The organism is Geodermatophilus sp. SYSU D00079 (assembly GCF_054050635.1).
The window spans coordinates 19,054-34,885 of sequence record NZ_JBJGZS010000027.1 but is presented as its reverse complement, the minus strand read 5'-3'; the positions used below and the strand labels follow the sequence as shown (position 1 = coordinate 34,885).

Here is a 15,832-nt window from a genome sequence, read left to right as displayed (position 1 = left end):
TGGCCGACCTCACGACCGCGAGCGCCGCGGACGACGAGGCCCGGCGGCGGGCGCGGATGATCGCCCGCCGGCTGTCGGTGCCGCGCCCGCCACGGGACTCCCGGGTCCGGCGCGGCGTGGGCGAGCTGGCCAGCCTGCCGTGGAGCGGCGGGTCCGACGAGCTCGACCTCGAGCGGACGCTGGAGCTGCTGGCCGGCAACCCGTTCCCGGAGGAGCGGGACCTCGTCGTCCGCGAGCGGGTCCGCCGCCGCCGCTCGGTGGTGCTCGTCGTCGACGTCTCCGGCTCCATGAGGGGGGAGCGGGTGCGCACTGCCGCCGCCGCGGTGGGCGCGCTCGCCGGGGAGCTGGCCCGCGACCAGCTGGCCGTGGTCGCCTTCTGGTCCGACGCCGCGGTGCTGGTCCGTCTCGGCGAGCAGGTGGACCCCCTCGCCGTGCTCGACCTGCTGCTGCGGGTGCCGGCGCAGGGGCTGACCAACGTCACCTTCGCGCTGGAGACCGCGGCGCGGCAGCTGGCCGGCCGGCCCGCCCGCGACTCCCGCGTGCTGCTGCTCAGCGACTGCGTGCACAACGCGGGCCCCGACCCGCGGCCCACCGCCGCCCGCCTGCCGCGGCTGGACGTGCTGCTGGACGTCTCCGGGGAGAAGGACGTCGACCTGGGCCGCGACCTGGCCCGGGCCGGGCGGGGGCGGGCGCGGCTGGTCCGCGACGCCCGCGACGTGGCGCGGTCCCTGGCCGCGGTGTTCGCGGACTGACGGCGGGCGGGGCGGTGGCCGGTCCCCGCACGGCCCGCCGGCGGAGGTGAGGATGGGCACCTGACCCCGGAGGAGACCGCCATGGCGCCGCTCAACGCCTCGTCCCTGCCCTCACTCGCGGGCAGGGTGTCGGTGCCGGCCTACGACCGGTCCCGGCTGCGGACCGGGATCGTGCACCTGGGTGTCGGGGCGTTCCACCGGTCGCACCAGGCCGTGTACCTCGACCGCCTCCTGGAGGGCGGCGAGGCGGAGGAGTGGGCGATCTGCGGCGTCGGCGTGCTGCCCTCGGACCGCCGGATGGCCGAGGTGATGGCAGCCCAGGACGGGCTGTACACGCTCGTGGTCAAGCACACCGACGGCAGCCTCGAGGCCCGGGTCGTGGGCTCGGTCGTCGAGTACCTGCTGGCCCCGGACGACCCCGACGCGGTGGTCGAGAAGATGGCCGCCGAGAGCACGCGGATCGTCTCCCTGACCGTCACCGAGGGCGGCTACAACACCGACCCGGGGACGGGGGAGTTCGACGCGGCCGACCCCGGCGTCGTCCACGACCTGCAGCCGGGTGCCGCGCCGTCGACGGTCTTCGGCCTGGTGGTCGAGGCGCTGGTGCGCCGGCGGGACCGCGGGCTGCCCCCGTTCACCGTGGTGTCCTGCGACAACATCCAGCACAACGGCGACGTCGCCCGCCACGCCTTCGCCGCCTTCGCCGCCCTGCGGGACCCGGAGCTCGGCGCGTGGGTCGACCGCGAGGTGCCGTTCCCCGACTCGATGGTCGACCGGATCACCCCGGTCACCACCGACGAGGACCGGGCCGAGGTCGCCCGGCGCTTCGGCGTCGAGGACGGCTGGCCGGTGGTCTGCGAGCCGTTCACCCAGTGGGTCGTCGAGGACCGGTTCGGCCTCGGCCGCCCGCCCCTGGAGGACGCCGGGGTCCAGGTCGTCGAGGACGTCGACCCCTACGAGCGGATGAAGCTGCGGCTGCTCAACGCCGGCCACCAGGGCCTGGCCTACCTCGGCCGCCTCGCCGGCCACCGGCTGGTCCACGACGCGGCGCAGGACCCGCTGTTCCGGCGGTTCCTGCTCGGCTACATGGAGGCCGAGGCGACGCCGACCCTCCTGCCGGTGCCCGGGATCGACCTCGACGACTACCGCCGGAGCCTGGTCGACCGCTTCTCCAACCCGCACATCCGCGACACGCTCGCGCGGCTGGCCTTCGACGGCTCCGAACGGCTGCCCAAGTGGCTGCTCCCGGTGGTGCGGGAGAACCTCGCCACCGGCGGGGAGGTGCGCCGGTCGGCCGCGATCGTCGCCGGCTGGGCGCGGTACTGCGAGGGCGTGGACGAGGACGGGCAGCCGATCGAGATCGCCGACCGCCGGCGGGACACCCTCGCTGCCTCCGCCCGCCGCCAGCGGGAGGACCCGCTGGCCTTCGTCGCCGACCGCGAGCTGTTCGGCGACCTGGTGGACGACGAGCGGTTCACCAGGCCCTACCTCGCGGCGCTGACCTCGCTGCACGAGCGGGGAGCCCGGGCGACCCTCGACGCGCTGGTGGCCGAGCTGGCCACCACCTGACCGCCGGTCAGGCGCCCGGCTCCCGGTGCAGGCCCAGGCCGGCGGTCCACAGGTCCAGGAGGACGTCGAGGACCACCTGCCGGTCGGTCTGCCAGTACCCGATCACCCAGTCGGTGACGAAGTCGGTCAGCTGGATGATCAGCAGGCTCAGCCGCAGCCGCGCCTCCTCGCGGCGGTCCTCGCCCCACCGCGCCAGGTAGCCGGACATCGCGTCCGCGCACCGGCCCAGGAACTGCGGCGTGAGCGCGGCCAGCTCCGGCTCCAGCCCGACGGCCTGGCGGTTGACCACGACGTCGTCGCGGTGCCGCTCGTAGAAGCCCAGGGCGTCGTCGAGCCACGCCCGCAGCTGCTCGCGGGTGGGGACGCCGAGGGCGTCGAGGCGCTGGTAGTACTCGATCGTCTCGGGCATCAGCCGGCGCTCGGCCAGCGCGGCGGCCGCCTGCCACTTGCCGTCGAAGTGCAGGTAGAAGGTCGCGCGGCTGGCGCCGGCCCGCGAGGCGATCTGCTCGATCGTGGTGGCGGCGTAACCCCGCTCGACGAACAGCTCCGCGGCAGCCTGCAGGAGCACCTCGAACGTCGAGGCCTTCTGTGCCTCGCGGATGCTCGGGCGCGCCCGGACCGGTGCTGCGGGGGCCTCCTCGGACACCGGGTGAGTGTAGGGACGGAACGACGCCGTCCGCGCCGCCGTCCGGGCCCCGGAGGCTGCCGGCCCCCGCGGCCCCGCGCCGGGGGTCACCCCAGGGCGGCCCGGAGGGCGTCGATGAGCGCGGCGGTCCGCGGCTCGCCCACCAGCGAGGCGCCCAGCTGGTTCTGGGCGTAGCCGAAGCCCACCCGGTGCTCGACGTCGGCGAAGCCGAGCGCCCCGCCGGCACCCTGGTGGCCGAAGGAGGCCGGGCCCAGCAGCGGCAGCCCGGCGTGGTCGAGCATGAAGCCGGTGCCGAACCGGCTCGGGCTCATCAGCACCCGGTCGGCGCCGAAGACCTGCTCGGCGCGGGCGGCCTCGACGGTGGCCTCGGACAGCAGCCGGACGCCGTCCACCGGGCCGACCGTCGCGGCGTACATGCGGGCCAGCGAGCGCGCGTTGGTCACGCCGTTCGCGGCCGGCTGCTGCATGCGCAGCGCCCGCGGGTCGTTCCAGGTCTCGGCGTGCGGGGTGGGCAGCGCGCCGTTGGTGGACAGCACGCGGGCGAACAGCGAGGCGGGGTCCGTCATCGCGCCCACGACCTGCAGGACCGCCGCCTTGACCGCGGGGTCCTCGATGGCGTCGAGCGCGGCGGGGTCGGGGACGCCGTCGAGCAGGGGCGCGTGGTCGACGTCCGTGCCCTCGGGGACGCCGATCCAGAGGTCCAGCTCCAGCGGGGCGGCGACCCGCTCGGCGAACTCCGCGCCGAGGGAGCGGCCGGTGACGCGGGCGACGAGCTCACCGAGCAGCCACCCGTAGGTCAGGGCGTGGTAGCCGTGCGCGGTGCCCGGCTCCCACAGCGGTTCCTGGGCGGCGAGCGCGGCGGCGACCGGGCGGCCGTCGAAGAGCTCCTCGCGGGTCAGCGGCGCGGTGGGCACCGGCAGCCCCGCCTGGTGGGTCAGCAGCATCCGCACCGGGACGTCGGCCTTGCCGCCCTCGGCGAACTCCGGCCAGTAGGTGGCGACCGGGGCGTCGAGGTCGAGCAGGCCGGCCTCGGCGAGGGCGTGGACCAGGACGGCCGTCGCGCCCTTCGTCACCGAGTAGACCAACGTCGTGGTGTCCGGGCCCCAGGCACGGCCGGTGGCCGGGTCGGCGACCCCACCCCACAGGTCCACGACGGGCGTGCCGTCGACGTAGACCGCCACCGAGGCGCCGACGTCCCCGCGCACCCGGAAGTTGTCCTCGAAGGCCTGCCGCACACCCTCGAACCCGGGGGCGACGTGCCCGTCCACCGACACCTCTGCGGCCATGACCTCTCCTCGGTCCGCGCTGTCGACGCCCGCCGGGAGCCCCGGCCGGCCCGTTCCCACCGGTGTGAGGCGCGTCACGGTAGGGCGGCCGGAGGTGCCCGGTCAACGAGTCGCTGGACCGCAGTCCAGTCAGTTGACGGCAGCCGGCCGGCGCTGTCAGTGTGACCCACCTCACTGCCGGGCCGGGCAGTGGTCGCTCCTCTGTCCCGATCGCCAGGAGGCACGGACATGCGCTGTGGGATCACGCTCTTCATCCAGGGCTACCAGGACTGGGACCGCTTCGAGGCGGTCGAGGCCGGGGAACCGGTGCCCCCGCTGGACCCCGCGGAGGACGCCCGCCGCTACGACGAGGAGATCGAGTCGGCGCTGGAGATCGAGGACCTCGGCTTCGACTCGCTGTGGACCGTCGAGCACCACGTCAGCCCGTACACGATGATCACCAACCCGATCCAGCTGCTGAGCTACTTCGCCGGCGCCACCAGCCGGATCGACGTCGGCACCATGATCGTCGTGCTGCCCTGGCACCACCCGCTACGGGTCGCCGAGGACATGACGATGCTCCAGTACGTCCTGCGCGGGCGGACACCGTTCATCGGGGTCGGCCGCGGCGCCGGCCGGCGCGAGTTCCGCCAGCTCGGCTTCGACATGAACGAGTCCAAGGAGCGCTTCGCCGAGAGCATCCAGGTCATCCAGAAGGCGCTGACCGAGGAGCGGTTCAGCTTCGTCGGTGAGCACTACCGGTTCGAGGACGTGTCGATGCGGCCCCGCCCGCGCGACCCGCAGCAGCTGCTGGACGCGATGCACTTCTCCTGGGGGTCACCGGCCTCGGCGCCGATCGGGGCCCGCTTCGGCCTGAAGCCGCTGATCATCCCGCAGAAGCCGTGGGCGGACTACCACGCCGACCTCACTGAGTTCAGCCGCGCCCGCGCAGAGTGCGGGCTCCCCCCGGTGCGGCCGCGGATCCACATGAACGTCTACTGCGCCGAGACCGAGGCCGAGGCGGAGGCGGGCGCGCGCCAGTTCGTGCCGCAGTACGCCGACAGCGCGGTGCGCAACTACGAGCTGTTCAGCAACCACTTCGCCACGACGAAGGGCTACGAGCACTACGCGCAGATGGCCGACGCGGTGCCGTCCAAGGAGGTGGCCACCGCCGGCATGGCCCAGACCTACCTCGACAACCACGTCTGGGGCACGCCCGAGCAGTGCATCACCAAGCTGCGGGCCATCGCCGAGGAGTTCCACCCCGAGGAGTTCATGCTCGTCATGCGCTTCGGCAACATGCCGCAGGACGTCGCCGAGCGGAGCACCGCCCTCTTCGCCCGTGAGGTGCTGCCGGCCGTGCACGAGTTCCCGACGATGGAGCCGATCGCCTACGAGGTGGCGGCCGCCGCGGTCTGACGCGCGCGGGGGCCGGCGCACCGCACCGGCCCCCGCCGCACCCACAGCCGGGTCGCAGGCGTCCCCCAGTCGGCGCCCGGGAAGGCGGACCACCCTCCTCCGGAGACCGACGGGACGACGGAGGACGGATGACGCACCACCAGCACCGGACGACGCGGTACCAGGGCCGTCTGCTGCCCCGACCCGGCGAGGAGGTCGTCGACCAGGGGCTCGGCTTCGACGTCGGCACCCTGCTCACCCGCCGCCGGCTGCTGGGCCTCCTCGGCGTCGGGGCCGCCACCGCCGGGCTGGCCGCGTGCGGCGCCGGATCCGACGGCGCGGCGGCGTCCCCGTCGTCGGCCGGCGGGTCGGCGGGGGAGATCCCCGACGAGACCGCCGGCCCCTACCCGGGCGACGGTTCCAACGGCCCCGACGTGCTGGAGCAGAGCGGCATCGTCCGCAGCGACATCCGCTCCAGCTCCGGGACGGCCAGCGGCACCGCCGAGGGCGTGCCGATGACCCTGGAGCTGACCGTCTCCGACCTGGCGAACGGCGGGGTCCCGTTCGAGGGCGTCGCGGTCTACGTCTGGCACTGCACCCGCGAGGGCGGGTACTCCATGTACTCCGAGGGCATCACCGACCAGAACTACCTCCGCGGCGTGCAGGTCGCCGACGCCTCCGGGACGGTGCGCTTCACCAGCGTCGTCCCGGGCTGCTACGACGGGCGGTGGCCGCACGTCCACTTCGAGGTCTACCCCGACCAGGGCAGCACCACCGACGCGGGCAACGCGATCGCGACGTCCCAGGTCGCCCTGCCGCAGGACGTGTGCGAGCAGGTCTACGCGCAGCCGGGGTACGAGGCGTCGGTGGGGAACCTGGCGCGCGTGGGCCTGGACAGCGACAACGTCTTCGGCGACGACGGCGGTGCCCAGCAGTTGGCCACGGTGACCGGGGACGCCTCGGGCGGGTTCACGGTCCGCCTCGCCGTCGGCGTCGACACCACCACGACGCCCTCCGGCGGCGGCCTCGCGGGCGACGGCGCCCCCTCCGGCGTCCCGGGCGGGGGTCCCGGTGGCCGGCCGCCGTCCGGCTCCGGGGGCGGGCCGGCCGGTCAAGGCGGCTGAGCGCGCGGCGTGCCGTTCCGCGCCCGGGCTGGGACCGTGGGGACGTGCCCGCCGTGACCGCCATGCCCGAGGCCGTGCGGTCCCGGTTCCGCGCCCGCGTGTCGGGCGACCCCGACGGGGTGCCGGGCTGGGTCCGCGACATCGGCACCGTGGGCGGTGGACCGGGCTGGTTCGAGCCCGACGGCGTCGTGTGGTGGGTGCACGGCGACCTGTCCACCCTCGTCGGCGGGGTCGCCGCGCTGCTCGGCCAGGCCACCCACCCGCTCGCGCTGGCCGGCGTGCAGCGGCACTCCGCCTACCTGGCCGACCCCTGGGCGCGGCTGGCCGGGACGGCGCGCTGGCTGGTGGTGACGACGTTCGGGTCGGCGGAGCTGGCCGAGCGGGAGGCGGCCCGGGTGCGCCGCATGCACACCGTCGTCCGCGGCACCGACGCCGCCGGCCGGTCCTACTCCGCCGGTGACCCGGAGCTGCTGCGCTGGGTGCACCTCGCGTTCACCGACGCCTTCCTCGCCGCGCAGCAGGCCGTCGGCCGCCCGGCGCCGGCGCGCTTCGGGCGCCGGTGGGCGGACGCCTACGTGGCCGAGTGGGCCCGCAGCGCCCGCGCCCTCGGCGCGGACGACCTGCCGGCGAGCACGGCGGAGCTCGCCGAGGCGCTGGCCTCCTACCGGCCGGTGCTCGAACCCGTGCCGGGGGAGCTGCGGGCGTTCCTCACCGCGCCGCCGGGCCTGGGCGCGGCCGAGCAGGTGTTCTACCGGGGCCTGGCCGGCGCCGCCGGGCTGCTGGTGTCGCCGGTGGTCGCCGCGTCGGCCGGGGTGCCCGGTCGCGGCCGGGGCGTCGTCCGGCTGCCGGTGACCCGCGCGCAGCTGCGGGCCCTGCAGGTGGTGCTGGGGCCGCGCAGCCCGTCGGAGGAGGCGGCGCGCTGGCGGCTGGGCCTGGGGCCCGCGCCGGCGTGGACCCGCCAGGACCGGTGAGGGACGATCGAGTGCGGGGTGCCGGGTCCCCGTCGGGCAGGGGTGCAGCATGACCACGGTCAGTCTGTCGGCCGGCGACTTCGCCGCGACGGTGGAGGCCGCCGGCATCGTCCTGGTCGACTTCCGGGCGTCCTGGTACGGCCCCAGCCGCGGCTTCGCGCCGGTGTTCGAGGCCGCTGCGGAGCGCCATCCGGACCTCGTCTTCGCCACCGTCGACGCGGAGGCCGAGCGCGGCCTGGCGGCTGCCGTCGGGGTGCGGGCGGTGCCGACGCTGATGGTGTTCCGCGACGGCGTCCCGGTGTTCGCCGAGCCCGGCGCGCTGCCGGCCGACTCGGTGGAGCTGCTGATCGCCACGGTCCGGGAGCTGGACATGGTCGCGGTGCGGGAGCAGTTCCCGCACCGGTGACCGTGAGGGGTCAGCGCGGTCGCGCCGCCCGCGCCCGCTCCAGCCCGTCGAGCAGCAGGTCCAGGCCGAAGCCGAACTCGGTCGCGTAGTCGTAGCCGGGCCGCATCACGTGCTCGGTCGTGAACTCGTACAGGTGCGGGTAGGTGTCGACCGGGAACTGGGCCAGCATCAGCTGGGCCAGTTCCGCGGTCTCCTCGGGGGTGTCGAACGGCAGCCCCCGCTCCTGGAGCGCGAAGCCGTAGACGTAGCTGTCGATCGCCGAGAACGCGTGCCCGGCCAGTGCCACGGAGAAGCCAGCGGCCCGCAGGCACCCGAGGACGGCGTCGTGCTGGCGCAGCGTCGCCGGGCCGGGAGCGGTGCGCGACTCCATCAGGCCGATCGCCCAGCGGTGACGGGACAGGGCCGCGCGGGCCGAGACCGCGCGGCGGCGCATCGCCGCCCGCCAGTCGTCCCCGGTCGGCAGCTCGATCTCGGCGAAGACGACGTCGATCATGCCGTCGAGCAGGTCGTCCTTGTTGGCGACGTGGTGGTAGAGCGACATCGCCTCCACCCCCAGGGCCTCGCCGAGCCGTCGCATGCTCAGCCCCTCCACCCCGCCGGAGTCGGCGAGGGCGACGGCCGCGGCCAGCACCCGCTCCCGGCTCAGCGGGGCGCGGGAGCCGCGGGAGCCGGCGGGCGGCGGGGTCATCGGTGCACTCCGGTCATGACTTGACGCAGCTTACGCCGTAAGTCCAGTCTTACACCGTAAGTCCGATGACGACGGAGGATGCGATGGACGGCGAGCAGCTGGTGGCGCGGGCGGGGACGGCCGCCGGGGGAGCGGCCATGACGGCGGTGCTGCAGGAGCGCTACGGGCCCGACCCCGAGCAGGTGCTGCGGGTGGGCCGGGTCGCCCGTCCGTCGATCGGGGACGGCGAGGTGCTGGTGCGGGTGTCGGCGGCCAGCGTCGACCGCGGTACCTGGCACGTCATGGCCGGGCTGCCGTACCCGGTCCGGCTGGCCGGGTTCGGCCTGCGTCGCCCCAAGGGGCCCAACCCGGGCCGCAACCTCGCCGGGACGGTGGTCGCGGTCGGGGCGGGTGTGGACGGCCTGGCACCCGGCGACGAGGTGTTCGGCGTCGGCGAGGGCACCTTCGCCGAGTACGCCCGCGCGCGGCCGCGCAAGCTCGCGCCGAAGCCGTCCGGCCTGTCGTGGGCGGCGGCCGCCGCGGTGCCCGTCTCGGGGCTGACCGCGCTGCAGGCGGTCCGCGACCACGGCCGCGTGCAGGCCGGGGAACGGGTGCTGGTGATCGGCGCCTCGGGCGGGGTCGGCACCTTCGCCGTCCAGATCGCGAAGGACGCCGGCGCCGAGGTCACCGCGACCTGCCGCACCGACAAGGTCGCGGCGGTCCGGTCGCTGGGTGCCGACGCGGTCCTCGACCACGCGCGGGAGGACGTCACCGACGGTGGACAGCGTTACGACGTCGTCCTCGACACCGGCGGCAACCGCCGGCTGACCGACCTGCGCCGGGTCCTGACCCCGCGGGGCCGGCTGGTCGTCGTCGGCGGGGAGAACGGCGGCCGCTGGCTCGGCGGCACCGACCGCCAGCTGCGCGCCCAGGCGCTGTCACCGTTCGTCGCCCAGCAGCTGGGCACCTTCCTCGCCTCGGAGGACGCCGCCGACCTGCGGGTCCTGGCCGGGCTCCTGGACGCCGGCCGGGTCACCCCGGTCCTCGACCGCTCCTACCCGCTGACCGCCACCGCGGCCGCGATCCGCCGGCTGCTCGACGGCGACGGGGTGGGCAAGGTCGTCGTCACCGTCCCCTGACGCCACGGCGGCCGGGCACCGGACCCGGCCGCGGTGGGCGCCCGGCCCGGCGCGGCGGGCCGGGCGGGACTCAGCCCCGGGACAGGGCGGCGAGGGCGGCCTCGGCGCAGACGGTGTCCTCCTCCGGGGTGGCGCCGCTGACCCCGACGCCCCCGACCACCTCGCCGTCCCGCAGCACCGGCAGGCCCCCGCCGAGGGTGGTGGGGCGGAACCCGAGCTGCGCCCCCGCCACCACGAGCACCTCGGGGCGGCGTTCCTCGACCTCCCGCAGCTCGCCGGAGGGGCGGCGGAACGCCGTGGCCGTGGCCGCCTTGGTGCGGGCGATCCCCGCGGTGAACCCGGGGGCGCCGTCCGCGCGGGAGACGACGACCTCCATCCCGGCCCCGTCGACCACCGCGACGCTCACCCGCACGCCCAGCCCCGCCGCGTGGGCGAGGGCGGCGTCCACCGCCGCGCGTGCCTGCTCGTGCCCGATGCCCAGACCCATGCCCGTTCCTCCCGGTCGTCGTCGGGTCGCGGTGGCCCGCGCCCCCGGGCACACGGTGCCAACGGCGAGCGGGGCCGGCCCAGCCGGGTCCCGCGTGGGGGAGGACGGGTCAGCGCGGCACGGTGATCCGGTACTGGGCCATCTTCCGGTAGAGCGTGGCCCGGCCGATGCCCAGCTCCTCGGCGGCGCGGGTGATCGTCGTCCCGGGTTCGGTCAGGCAGCGGACGATCTCGTCGCGCTCGAGTCGCTCCAGCCGGGTGAGCGGGCGGCCGCCGCCGTCGAGCACCTCCGGCGGCAGGTGGTGGACGTCGACGAGGTCGGCGCGGGCGGCGGCGTCCCGGACCACGCGCCGCAGCTGGCGCACGTTGCCCGGCCACGCGCAGGCGGTCAGCGCGCGGGCCGCGCGGGCGGTGAAGCCGACCGCCCGGTGCCGCTCCTGCTCGGCGAACCAGGAGGCGAGCGGCAGCACGTCGTCGGTGCGGTGCCGCAGCGCGGGCACCTCGACCACGGTGTCGACCAGCGTGGCCAGCCGACCCGGCACCGCGGTGAAGTCCGGCGCGGTGAGCACGAACGGCTGCGGCCGGCCGGTGCGGCGGACCGCGCCCAGCGTCTGCGCCAGCTCCTCGGCCGCCCAGGCCGGCAGGTGCGGCAGGCCGGAGACGATGACGAGGGTGTCCGGGTCGCGCAGCTCCGGCGTCCACAGCTCCAGCCAGGCTGCGACGTCCCCGGCCTCGGGCGCCCGGGCGTGCAGGACCCGCTGGCGCGGGGCGACCCGGCGGCGCGCCAGGGCGGCCAGCGCGGCCTTGCCGACACCGGGCTCGCCCACGACGGCGGTGACGCGGTCGGCCGCCGCGGCGGCGTCGGCCACCGCGCCGCGCCACCCCGGTGAGACGCACGGGTCACCGGCACCGGGAGCGAGGTGGCCACCGACGACGTGGACGACCTCACCGCGCGGGGCCGGGCGCACCGTCCGCCCGCCGGCGCGGACCATCATCAGCGCGCTCGTGGCGCTCGCCGCCGCCTGGGCCAGGCCGAGCAGCAGCTCGGACGAGGAGTCCGACCAGGTGGTCAGGTTGATGCTGCCCGCGAGCTCCCCGCTGACCGGGTCCAGGACGGGCACCGCGGCGCAGGTGAACCCGCGCAGCTCGGCGCACCAGTGGTCGGCGGCCCGGACCAGCGAGGGGGCGCGGTCGGCGAGGGACAGCCCCAGCCCGTTGGTGCCGGCGTTGCGCTCGGCGTAGGAGAACCCCGGCGCGAGGTGGACCCGGTCCAGCGACCGGAGGATGCCGGCGTCACTGCACAGCCGGGCGAGCACCAGGCCGTCGGCGTCGGCGACCATGAGGCTGACCGGCTCGTTCGGGATGGTCGCCTGCAGGTCGGTGAGCACCCGGTGGGCGCACTCGTACAGCAGCGACCCGGTGTCCAGGGAGCCGGTGAAGACGGGGACGACCTCGTCCGGGGTGACGCCGTAGTCCTGGCTGCGGCGCCACGAGGCCCGCAGCCGGGACGGCGCCGGCCGGGCGGCCAGCGCCGGGTCGGCGAGGGGGTCGGGGGCGGCCCGGTGCACGTCCACGGGACACCTCCTGGGCGGACGGGCCCGGTGGCTGTGGCCCGCGTCACACGAATGTAGCCCCGCCGGACACCGTCCAGGGGCGTTCCAAAGTGAGACACCGACCCGCTTCTGCCGCCGTCCGCCCCTGCCTAGCGTCGCGACCACCAGTGTGACCGGCGCCACAGGAGGAACCGCAGATGTACACCAAGGACGGCGAGACGTACTACGTGGTGGACGCCCACATCGCCCTGTGGGACGGGCGCCCGGAGAACCAGCGCAACGTCCACGGCAAGCAGTTCATCGACTGCTTCTACGACTACCACCGCAACCTCAGCCCCGAGTCGGAGGTCTGGGGCTACGAGGAGTACCTGTACCAGGGCGGCGAGCGGCTGATGCGCGACGTGTTCGTCGACGGCATCGTCGACCACGCGATCTTCCAGCCCGCCCGGCTGGCCGAGTTCTACCACCGGGGCTTCGGCCAGACCGACGAGGCCTCGGCCCTCGCCGCGCAGCACCCGGACAAGCTGACCTACAACCACTACTGGGACTCCCGCGACGGCGAGAACGGCCTGGACCAGCTGCGCGCCGACGCCGAGCGCTTCGGCCTCAAGGGCGTGAAGCTCTACACCGCCGACTGGCACGGGGAGTCCCGCGGCTGGAAGCTCGACGACCCGATGGCCTACCGCTACTTCGAGGTCTGCCAGGAACTGGGCATCACCAACATCCACGTGCACAAGGGCCCGACGATCCGGCCGCTGGACCGCGACGCCTTCGACGTGGCCGACGTCGACCACGCCGCCACCGACTTCCCCGACCTGCAGTTCGTCGTCGAGCACTGCGGCCTGCCGCGGCTGGAGGACTTCTGCTGGATCGCCACGCAGGAGCCCAACGTGCACGCCGGCCTGGCCGTCGCGATGCCGTTCATCCACACCCGGCCGCGCTACTTCGCCCAGATCATCGGCGAGCTCGTCTACTGGATCGGCGAGGACCGCATCCTGTTCTCCAGCGACTACGCCCTCTGGACGCCGAAGTGGCTGGTCGAGCGGTTCGTGGACTTCCAGATCCCCGAGGACATGACCGAGTACGCGCCGCTCAGCACCCAGACCAAGAAGAAGGTCCTCGGCCTCAACGCCGCGCGGCTCTACGACCTCCCGGTGCCGGAGGAGTGCCGGCTGCCCGAGGCCGCCGAGACCGAGACCGGCCCGCGCGAGCCCGGCGCCGCCGACCTGGCGATGGCCGGGGGGAGCAGCCGGTGACCACCGTCCTGCCCGACCTCGAGGCGGACGTGCGTGCCGCGCTCGGCGCCGTCGTCGACCCCGAGCTGGACGAGCCGATCACCGACCTCGGCTTCGTCCGCTCGGTGGCGGTCGACGCAGGGGCGGTCGAGGTGCACCTGCGCCTCCCGACGTCGTTCTGCGCGCCCAACTTCGCCTGGCTGATGGCCTCGGACGCCCGGGAGGCGGTGGCCGCCGTCCCCGGGGTGACGCGGGTCGTGGTGGCCCTCGACGACCACTCCGACTCCGAGCTGATCAACCGCGGCCTGGCCGCCGGGGCCGACTACCGGGCCGCCTTCGCGCACGAGGCGGAGGAGTCCCTGGACCAGCTGCGGGCCACGTTCGCCCGCAAGGCGCACACCGCGGCGATGGAGCGCGCGCTCACCGCGCTCCTGCGGGCCGACGTGTCGCTGACCGAGGCCGACGTCGCCGGCCTCACCCTCGCCGACCTGCCCGCCGGCGAGCCGACCACCGAGGCGCTGCTCCGGCGCCGGGCCGCCCTGGGGCTGCCGGTCGACCCGGGGGCCCCGGTGCTGGTCGAGCCCGACGGCACCCGCCCGGACCCCGGGCGGGCGCCCGTGGTCCTGCGCCGGGCCCGCTCGGTGCGGATCTCCGTCGACGGCAACGCGCACTTCTGCCGCGGGCTGCTGGCCACCCGCTACCCGGGCGCGGACGCCGACCAGGTGCCCCGCCCCGAGGACCGCCCCCTGATCCCCCTCAGCACCGCGAAGGAGCCCACCCGATGAAGGCCGTCCGCGTGCACGAGTACCACGCCGACCCCACGATCGACGACATCCCCGAACCGCGGGTCCAGGGTCCCCTCGACGTCATCGTCGAGATCGGCGGGGCCGGGGTCTGCCGGACCGACCTGCACATCCTCGAGGGCCAGTGGGCCGAGCTGCAGAACCCGGAGCTGCCCTACGTGATCGGGCACGAGAACGCCGGGTGGGTGCACGCGGTCGGGGAGGGGGTCACCAACGTCGCCGTCGGGGACACCGTGATCCTGCACCCCCAGCCCAGCTGCGGCCTGTGCACCGCCTGCCGCGCCGGCCGCGACATGCAGTGCGGAAACGCCTTCTTCCCCGGGCTGTCGAACGACGACGGCGGCATGGCCGAGTACCTGCGCACCACCGCCCGCGCCTGCGTGAAGCTCGACCCGTCGACCAACCCCGCCGACGTCGCGGCCCTGGCGGACGCCGGCATCACCGCCTACCACGCCGTGCGCAAGGCCCTGCCCCTGCTGCACCCGGGCACGACGGCGGTCGTGCAGGGCGCCGGCGGTCTCGGCCACATCGGCATCCAGTGCCTGGCCGCCCTCTCGGGCACCCGGATCGTCGTCGTCGACCGCAACCCCGACGCCCTGGAGCTCGCCCGGCAGATCGGCGCGGACGAGACCGTGGTCGCCGACGGCAACCAGGTGCAGGCGGTCCAGGACCTCACCGGCGGGGGCGCGGACGTCGTCCTCGACTTCGTCGCGGAGCAGGGCGCGGAGATGGACGGCTGGCACATGACCGGCCCGGCCGGCTCCTACTACGTCATCGGGTACGGCGGCGAGCTCCGCATCCCGACCCTGGACCTCGTCGCCGGCGAGAAGAACGTCGTCGGCAACATCGTCGGCACCTACAGCGACCTGGCCGAGCTGATGGTGCTCGCGCAGGCCGGGAAGGTCACCCTGCACACCCAGCAGTACCCGCTGGACCGGGCCGTGGACGCGCTGCGCGACCTCGACGCCGGGAAGGTCCGGGGGCGGGCCATCCTCGTCCCCTGAGCCCCGCCGCCGACCGGCCGGCGCGCCGCCCGCGCGCCGGCCGGTCGACGCGTGCCCGGTTGCACGCCACGCGGTGTCGACACTCGGCAGGCCGGTGCCGACACCCGGGCTACGATCAGGGGCGACGAGGAGGTCCCCATGACCAGCGAGCCCCTGGCCAGCCTGGACCGCAGCACGCTGCGGGAGCGGGCCCTGGAGGTGCTCCGGTCCGCGGTCCTCTCCGGCCGGTACCGGCCCGGTGACCACCTCGGCGAGGTCGAGCTCGCGTCCTCGCTCGGGGTCAGCCGGGGCACGGTGCGCGAGGCCCTGCGGCACCTCCAGCAGGAGGGGCTGGTCACCGCCGGCAACCGGGGGATGCTGCGGGTCAACAGCCTGACCTCCGCCGAGGTGCAGGAGCTGTTCCAGGTCCGCGCGGCCCTGGAGGGCCTGGCCGTCCGGCAGGTCATCGCCTCGCCGCGGCGGGAGGCCGCCGTGGGCGCCCTGCGCGAGGCGCTCGAGCGGATCGCCGCCGAGGACGAGGACTCGCCGGCACGGATCGAGGCGGATCTCGCCTTCCACCTGCTGCTGTGCCGGCTGTCCGGGAACTCGATGCTCGTCGAGGCGTGGCAGCGGCTCGAGGGCCGCATGCGGGTGGCCATCCTCAACGGCGCCGCGTGGCAGGCGCCGATGACCGCACGCGACCGGCACGCCCCCATCGTCGACGCCATCGAGCAGGGCGACGTCACCGGGGCACTGCACGTCGTCGAGGAGCACATGGCCTCGGCCGCGGACCACTTCGCCCGCGCCGCCGACCCGGCCTGACCCCCCGCGGGGG

Annotated in this window: 16 protein-coding genes; 11 read left to right on the top strand and 5 right to left on the bottom strand. The window is 75.5% G+C overall.

Annotated features, from left to right (window positions below):
* The first annotated feature begins 56 nt into the window (after nucleotides 1-56).
* Nucleotides 57-752 (top strand): VWA domain-containing protein, encoded by a 696-nt coding sequence (locus tag ACI79E_RS18645; protein ID WP_456934057.1) that lies wholly within the window; start codon nucleotides 57-59, stop codon nucleotides 750-752.
* 81 nt (nucleotides 753-833) lie between these two features.
* On the top strand, nucleotides 834-2,321 hold the full coding sequence (locus ACI79E_RS18640) for a mannitol dehydrogenase family protein (RefSeq protein WP_456934056.1): 1,488 nt from the start codon (nucleotides 834-836) through the stop codon (nucleotides 2,319-2,321).
* Nucleotides 2,322-2,328: 7 nt separating this feature from the next.
* Here ACI79E_RS18640 and ACI79E_RS18635 read toward each other — a convergent pair whose 3' ends face one another.
* Both ACI79E_RS18635 and ACI79E_RS18630 read right to left on the bottom strand, forming a co-directional pair.
* Nucleotides 2,329-2,967: a TetR/AcrR family transcriptional regulator gene (locus tag ACI79E_RS18635; protein WP_456934055.1), complete on the bottom strand. Its 639-nt coding sequence runs from the start codon at nucleotides 2,965-2,967 to the stop codon at nucleotides 2,329-2,331.
* A gap of 86 nt (nucleotides 2,968-3,053) precedes the next feature.
* A complete protein-coding gene (locus ACI79E_RS18630; protein WP_456934054.1) occupies nucleotides 3,054-4,253 on the bottom strand; it encodes a serine hydrolase domain-containing protein in 1,200 nt (399 codons plus the stop codon).
* Nucleotides 4,254-4,481: 228 nt separating this feature from the next.
* Here ACI79E_RS18630 and ACI79E_RS18625 point away from each other — a divergent pair, with 228 nt between their 5' ends.
* The 4 genes from ACI79E_RS18625 (at nucleotide 4,482) to ACI79E_RS18610 (ending at nucleotide 8,131) form a co-directional block, all read left to right on the top strand.
* The gene (locus ACI79E_RS18625) at nucleotides 4,482-5,651 is read left to right on the top strand and encodes an LLM class flavin-dependent oxidoreductase (RefSeq protein WP_456934053.1); all 1,170 of its coding nucleotides are present in this window, start codon (nucleotides 4,482-4,484) and stop codon (nucleotides 5,649-5,651) included.
* Between the two features lie 128 nt (nucleotides 5,652-5,779).
* Complete coding sequence (locus ACI79E_RS18620) at nucleotides 5,780-6,754, top strand: intradiol ring-cleavage dioxygenase (RefSeq protein ID WP_456934052.1); 975 nt, start codon at nucleotides 5,780-5,782, stop codon at nucleotides 6,752-6,754.
* Nucleotides 6,755-6,798: 44 nt separating this feature from the next.
* The gene (locus ACI79E_RS18615) at nucleotides 6,799-7,725 is read left to right on the top strand and encodes an oxygenase MpaB family protein (RefSeq protein ID WP_456934051.1); all 927 of its coding nucleotides are present in this window, start codon (nucleotides 6,799-6,801) and stop codon (nucleotides 7,723-7,725) included.
* Between the two features lie 49 nt (nucleotides 7,726-7,774).
* A complete protein-coding gene (locus ACI79E_RS18610) occupies nucleotides 7,775-8,131 on the top strand; it encodes a thioredoxin family protein (protein WP_456934050.1) in 357 nt (118 codons plus the stop codon).
* A 10-nt stretch (nucleotides 8,132-8,141) separates the two neighbouring features.
* On the opposite strand, the gene ACI79E_RS18605 is transcribed toward ACI79E_RS18610, so the two are convergent.
* Nucleotides 8,142-8,819, bottom strand: a complete 678-nt coding sequence (locus tag ACI79E_RS18605) for a TetR/AcrR family transcriptional regulator C-terminal domain-containing protein (protein ID WP_456934049.1) — start codon at nucleotides 8,817-8,819, stop codon at nucleotides 8,142-8,144.
* Between the two features lie 65 nt (nucleotides 8,820-8,884).
* On the opposite strand from ACI79E_RS18605, the gene ACI79E_RS18600 reads away from it, so the two are divergent.
* Nucleotides 8,885-9,937 carry an NAD(P)-dependent alcohol dehydrogenase gene (locus ACI79E_RS18600; RefSeq protein WP_456934048.1) on the top strand — a complete coding sequence of 351 codons (1,053 nt, stop codon included), beginning with the start codon at nucleotides 8,885-8,887 and terminating at the stop codon, nucleotides 9,935-9,937.
* Nucleotides 9,938-10,007: 70 nt separating this feature from the next.
* Here the strand turns inward: ACI79E_RS18600 and ACI79E_RS18595 are convergent, their stop codons facing one another.
* Both ACI79E_RS18595 and ACI79E_RS18590 read right to left on the bottom strand, forming a co-directional pair.
* Nucleotides 10,008-10,424: a heme-binding protein gene (locus ACI79E_RS18595; RefSeq protein WP_456934047.1), complete on the bottom strand. Its 417-nt coding sequence runs from the start codon at nucleotides 10,422-10,424 to the stop codon at nucleotides 10,008-10,010.
* Between the two features lie 109 nt (nucleotides 10,425-10,533).
* Nucleotides 10,534-11,997, bottom strand: a complete 1,464-nt coding sequence (locus tag ACI79E_RS18590; RefSeq protein ID WP_456934046.1) for an AAA-type ATPase lid domain-containing protein — start codon at nucleotides 11,995-11,997, stop codon at nucleotides 10,534-10,536.
* Between the two features lie 176 nt (nucleotides 11,998-12,173).
* Between ACI79E_RS18590 and ACI79E_RS18585 the strand changes: the two genes are divergently transcribed.
* The 4 genes from ACI79E_RS18585 (at nucleotide 12,174) to ACI79E_RS18570 (ending at nucleotide 15,819) form a co-directional block, all read left to right on the top strand.
* Complete coding sequence (locus ACI79E_RS18585; RefSeq protein WP_456934045.1) at nucleotides 12,174-13,232, top strand: amidohydrolase family protein; 1,059 nt, start codon at nucleotides 12,174-12,176, stop codon at nucleotides 13,230-13,232.
* Nucleotides 13,229-13,996, top strand: coding sequence for a metal-sulfur cluster assembly factor (locus ACI79E_RS18580; RefSeq protein WP_456934044.1), 768 nt, complete (start codon nucleotides 13,229-13,231; stop codon nucleotides 13,994-13,996). The genes ACI79E_RS18585 and ACI79E_RS18580 overlap by 4 nt, the downstream gene beginning before the upstream one ends.
* Nucleotides 13,993-15,018 (top strand): NAD(P)-dependent alcohol dehydrogenase, encoded by a 1,026-nt coding sequence (locus ACI79E_RS18575; RefSeq protein ID WP_456934043.1) that lies wholly within the window; start codon nucleotides 13,993-13,995, stop codon nucleotides 15,016-15,018. Before ACI79E_RS18580 ends, ACI79E_RS18575 begins: the two co-directional genes overlap by 4 nt.
* 138 nt (nucleotides 15,019-15,156) lie before the next feature.
* Nucleotides 15,157-15,819 carry a GntR family transcriptional regulator gene (locus tag ACI79E_RS18570; RefSeq protein ID WP_456934042.1) on the top strand — a complete coding sequence of 221 codons (663 nt, stop codon included), beginning with the start codon at nucleotides 15,157-15,159 and terminating at the stop codon, nucleotides 15,817-15,819.
* Nucleotides 15,820-15,832 lie beyond the last annotated feature (13 nt).